This is a genomic window from Kitasatospora sp. NPDC048296 (assembly GCF_043201815.1).
Classification (GTDB): Bacteria; Actinomycetota; Actinomycetes; order Streptomycetales; family Streptomycetaceae; genus Kitasatospora.
Genome location: NZ_JBICZB010000157.1, coordinates 1 through 4,387 on the forward strand (window position 1 = coordinate 1; position 4,387 = coordinate 4,387).

4 protein-coding genes are annotated in these 4,387 nt (G+C 69.4%); 3 read left to right on the forward strand and 1 reads right to left on the reverse strand.

Annotated features, from left to right (window positions below; all coding sequences use genetic code 11):
* Positions 1 to 110: 110 nt before the first annotated feature.
* Both ACGF12_RS37955 and ACGF12_RS37960 read left to right on the forward strand, forming a co-directional pair.
* Complete coding sequence (locus ACGF12_RS37955; protein ID WP_393041039.1) at positions 111 to 1,067, forward strand: transposase family protein; 957 nt, start codon at positions 111 to 113, stop codon at positions 1,065 to 1,067.
* 124 nt (positions 1,068 to 1,191) lie between these two features.
* Positions 1,192 to 1,956 (forward strand): SDR family NAD(P)-dependent oxidoreductase, encoded by a 765-nt coding sequence (locus tag ACGF12_RS37960; protein ID WP_393041041.1) that lies wholly within the window; start codon positions 1,192 to 1,194, stop codon positions 1,954 to 1,956.
* 73 nt (positions 1,957 to 2,029) lie between these two features.
* Here ACGF12_RS37960 and ACGF12_RS37965 read toward each other — a convergent pair whose 3' ends face one another.
* Positions 2,030 to 3,091 carry an ATP-grasp domain-containing protein gene (locus ACGF12_RS37965; protein WP_393041044.1) on the reverse strand — a complete coding sequence of 354 codons (1,062 nt, stop codon included), beginning with the start codon at positions 3,089 to 3,091 and terminating at the stop codon, positions 2,030 to 2,032.
* Between the two features lie 110 nt (positions 3,092 to 3,201).
* On the opposite strand from ACGF12_RS37965, the gene ACGF12_RS37970 reads away from it, so the two are divergent.
* A complete protein-coding gene (locus ACGF12_RS37970) occupies positions 3,202 to 3,930 on the forward strand; it encodes a TetR/AcrR family transcriptional regulator (protein ID WP_393041047.1) in 729 nt (242 codons plus the stop codon).
* The last annotated feature ends 457 nt before the right edge of the window (positions 3,931 to 4,387 follow it).

Sequence of the window (4,387 nt, forward strand, 5' to 3'; positions counted from 1 at the left end):
TTACTCATGTTGCTCTTGGTTCCCACCTGTGACTGCTTCCTCTGGGCTCATACGTCCCAGTGTCCAGGTGTCCAACCGCAGGGTGGAACTTCAAGCTGGCCCGCGCGGCCATGGCTCATCATGCCTTCTGCGGCATCTCGCGCCAACATCTCGGCGAGTTGACCGAAGAGCTCGCGCCGCGTTGGGAAGCACGCTGCGAGTCCGGACGCGACGAGCGGCGTGGTGGTGCCCGGCAACGCGAGACTGGCGCCGGTCCGAAGTACGAACTGGTATTCATCGACCGGGTGTTGGCGACACTGGTCCATCTGCGGACTGGGCTGACGCATGCTGCGCTGGGCGTGATCTACGAGGTGGGCTCCTCCACCATTGGCCGGGCGATCAGCGAGGTCCTACCGCTGCTTGCCGCGCGCGGGTTCGCCGTGCCGGACCGGCCCGGCATCCGGCTGCGCACGTTGGAGGACGTGTTCGCCTATGCCGACGCGGAGGGCGCGATCTTGCGCATCGACGGTATGGAGACCCAAGTTCGCCGCCCGAAGGCGGGTCGTCCCGGCAGGCGGGCGTTCATCTCCGGCAAGCGCAAGCAGAACACCATCAAGACGACAACGATCAGCGACCATCAAGGCCGGACTCTGTGGTCCGGAGCCGAGCGGCCCGGCCGAATACACGACCAGACCGCCGTGCGCACTGAGGGCATCGCGGAGCAGTTCCGCCAGTACCCGCGGGTTAAGGCCGAGGTCGACGAGGGCTACCGGGGCCTGGCCAACGAGTTCCCCGACCAGATCTCGGCCCCGCCCAGGAAGCCGAAGGACATCGACAGCGCGCCACTGACCGAGCGATACGGATGGCGCGAGATGCGCCGCCGCCAGTCCTCCCGCCGGATCTGCGTCGAGCACGCCAACGCCGAGCACCGACAGTGGCGACCACTGCAGCGATACACCGGCCGTCGCGAGAACTACGGTGAAACCCACCGAGCCATCGCCAGCCTGGTCTCCGACCGCGCCGCCCTACGGACCTCCCGCCACCGGCCGAGCACCGAGTTGGTACACATCCGCGCGGCAGCCTGCTGAATCACCCACCAGCCGAACTGCCAGGCCAGCACAACCCAACCTCAATCGCGGGTCAGCCCGTTATTCTCCGAGATAAGTGGAGTGCGCTCCACTTAAGGATCCTATCGAAGGAGGAGAGCGGACGATGACCGAATCCCTCACGGGCACCGTGGCCCTCATCACCGGCGCGAGCAGCGGCATCGGCCAGGCCACGGCCCGCACCCTGGCCGCCGCCGGCGCGAGCGTCGCCGTCCTGGCGCGGCGGGTCGACCGCCTCACGGCACTGGCCGACGAACTGCGCGCGCGTGGCGCGACCGCCCTGGTGCTGGAAGCCGACATCACCGACCCCCGGCAGGCACAGGCCGCGGTCGAGCACACGGTGGCGCAGCTCGGCAGGCTCGACACCCTGGTCAACAACGCCGGCACCATGCACGCCGGGCCGGTCGCCGACGCGCCGGCCGAGGAATGGGAACGCATGGTCGCCGTCAACGTCAACGGCGTACTGCACATGACCCGGGCCGCCCTGCCGCACCTGGTCCGCGCCGCCCAGGACTCACCCCGCCAGGTCGCCGACCTGGTCACCATCAGCTCCACCGCGGGGCGGGTCGCACGCGCGGGAACAGCCGTGTACAGCCTGACCAAGTTCGGCGTCACCGCGTTCTCGGAATCGCTGCGCCAGGAACTGCAGCCGCAGCGGGTACGCGTCGGCGTCGTCGAACCCGGCACCGTCGACACCGAGTTGGCCTCGCACCAGCGCGACGGCGTACGCGAGGCGATCCAGCGGCAGATCCAGGACATCGAGATGCTGCGCCCGCAGGACATCGCCGACGCCGTCGCGTACATCGTCACCCGCGAATGCCGCGTCGCGGTCAACGAGATGCTCGTCCGCGCCGCCGAACAGACCTGGTGAGCGCCACCGGCGGCATCCTGCGCCAGGAGATCGGCCGCCGGGGTGGCCGGCAGGCCGCGCCGCAGCGGCGCGGTCAGCCGAGCTCGTACATTCCGGCGCCGTCGAGGTAGCGCACCGTGTTGAGGTCGCGCCGGAGTACGGCGTCCACCAGGTGCTCCAGGGTGAGGGTGGCGGGGTAGCCCCGGTCGTAGGTGGTCGGGCTGATCGGATCGCCGGGTTCGGCGATCACGGTGAGATCGCGGAAGCTCTCCAGATCTCTGATCCGGTCGAGTGCCCGGTAGCGGATGAGCTGCCCGGCCGCCGGGGCGACGAGTGCGGCCCAGGCGAACGCGTGTCGCCGCCGGTATTCCCGGCCGGCTCGGGCGTGGAAGCGCTCCGGTCGGACGTAGGCGTCGACGATCCACTCCAGCTGGCCCTCGCCCACGGCGTGGGCCGTGTAGTACGGGAGTCCCGATATGCGGGCGCCCGCCTCGACCAGCCGCGGGCCGTCCGGTGTCAGCTTGATCTCCAGGTGCGCGGCGCCGTAGCGGATGCCGAGCGCGTCCAGGACCTGCCGGCCGTACGCGGCGAGTTCGGGGACCGGCTGCTCGTCGGAGCGCAGCAGCACCTGGGCCACGACCAGGTCCCGCACCCCGTTGGCCGTGATCCGTTCGGTGCGCCACGCGTCGGTCAGTTGGTGCGTTCCCTCGCTGCTGACCGTGTTCAGGATGTACTCGGCGCCGACCAGGTACTCCTGGGCGACCACCTCGTCGATCGGCTCGCCCTGGATCGTCCCTCGGCTCCGGAGCCTGCGCAGGGCGGCGGCCGACTCGTTGGGCGAGTCACAGAACGACACACCGTCACCCCAGTAGCCGCGCAGCGGCTTGACCACCACCGCCCGGTCCAGCCGTTCGTGCCAGGCTCGCAGCACGGTCTCGTCAGCCGTGCGTATCTGGCGCATGCCGGGGACACCCCGGGCCTTGAGCGTTTCGATCTGCCCGTTGTACTCGTGGAGGTCGAGCTGACCGCCCTGCGTGCGGGCCTGCGCCGACGTCTCGGCTTCGTAGACGGTCGCGGGGATGCCGTGCAGGTGCAGGACCCGCGCGAGGGTCAGGCCGCCGAGCCCGGCGCCGACGATCGTGACGGGAGTGGTCATGGTGGTTCCCTTTCGGCCGGGCACACTCTACCCGGATACAGTGTTCGCAGTAATGGGCGCTGCAGTAGCACTACTGCGAACAGTGAGCGCAGTAGTGAGGAGGAAAACCGATGGACGATGCTCACACGGTGATCTGGAACCGGCCGGAGCGGGCCGCGAAAGGCCCCGCACCCGCACGCACCCGGGCGGAGATCACCAGCACCGCTATCGCGATCGCCGACGCCGAGGGCATCGAGGCACTGTCCATGCGGCGCGTCGCCAAGGAACTGGGAACGAGCACAGCCTCGCTCTACCGCTACCTGGCGTCCAAAGACGACCTGCTCGACCTCATGCTCGACGCCGTAGCGGCCGAAGACGGCGGCCCGCCTGCCCCCACCGGCGACTGGCGCGGCGACCTGCGAAGCCTGGCCCATCGCTCCCGAGCCACCATCCACCGGCATCCCTGGATGACCTCTCTCGCAGCAGGGCGCCCATCACTTGGACCGAACTCCCTCGATGCCACCGAGCGCGCACTCGCCGCCCTCGATCCCCTCGGCTTCGACATCGACGTCATGATCACCGTCGTCAACACGCTGCAGGCCTTCGTCCGCGGCTACGCCATCGGCGAGCTCGCCGAACAGGAAGCCGTCCGACGCTCCGGAGTCGGCATCCAGGAATGGATGGACGCCCACAAGCCCTACCTCGACAAAGTCGTCAGGGCCGGGCGCCACCCACTCCTCGCCCGGGTCATTCGTGATGCCGAGCTCCCCCACGCGGCCGACAGCGCCGAGCGCGGGTTCGAACTGGGACTCGAACGACTCCTCGACGGATGGGAAGCCAACCTCCCCGCCCGGCCCTGACGATCCGACAGCATCAACCGGGGTTCATCGGGGAACTCCACACCCCGACGCCGGCCTCCGCGCGCCGAACCCCCGATTGCAACGATTCCCCGAAACGACCCGCCAGGGCTTGCACGGATCGGTGGACGCCTCGTCGTATCTGCTTGTTGGTCAGCTCGGCGAAGGGGGCGAGACGGCGTGCTTGATCGCCGTTCCATGGGGTCGGACGCTGAGCCGGCACAGCCTGACCCCGAGCGATACCGGCAGATGCGCGACGAACACGGCGCGCGTCACCGCTTGGTGCAAGCGCCAAGCGGGTCGGCTGGTCCCGGTCAGGCTGCCGGGGCGGTCAGGACGGCCTTGGCCGCCAGCCGGAGATTCCTGATCATCGGATTCGGGTCGCCCTTGCGGCTGACCAGGACGACCTGGCTGGGGGGAGCGCCCTCGATCGGGACGGTGACGAGGTCGGGACGCAGTG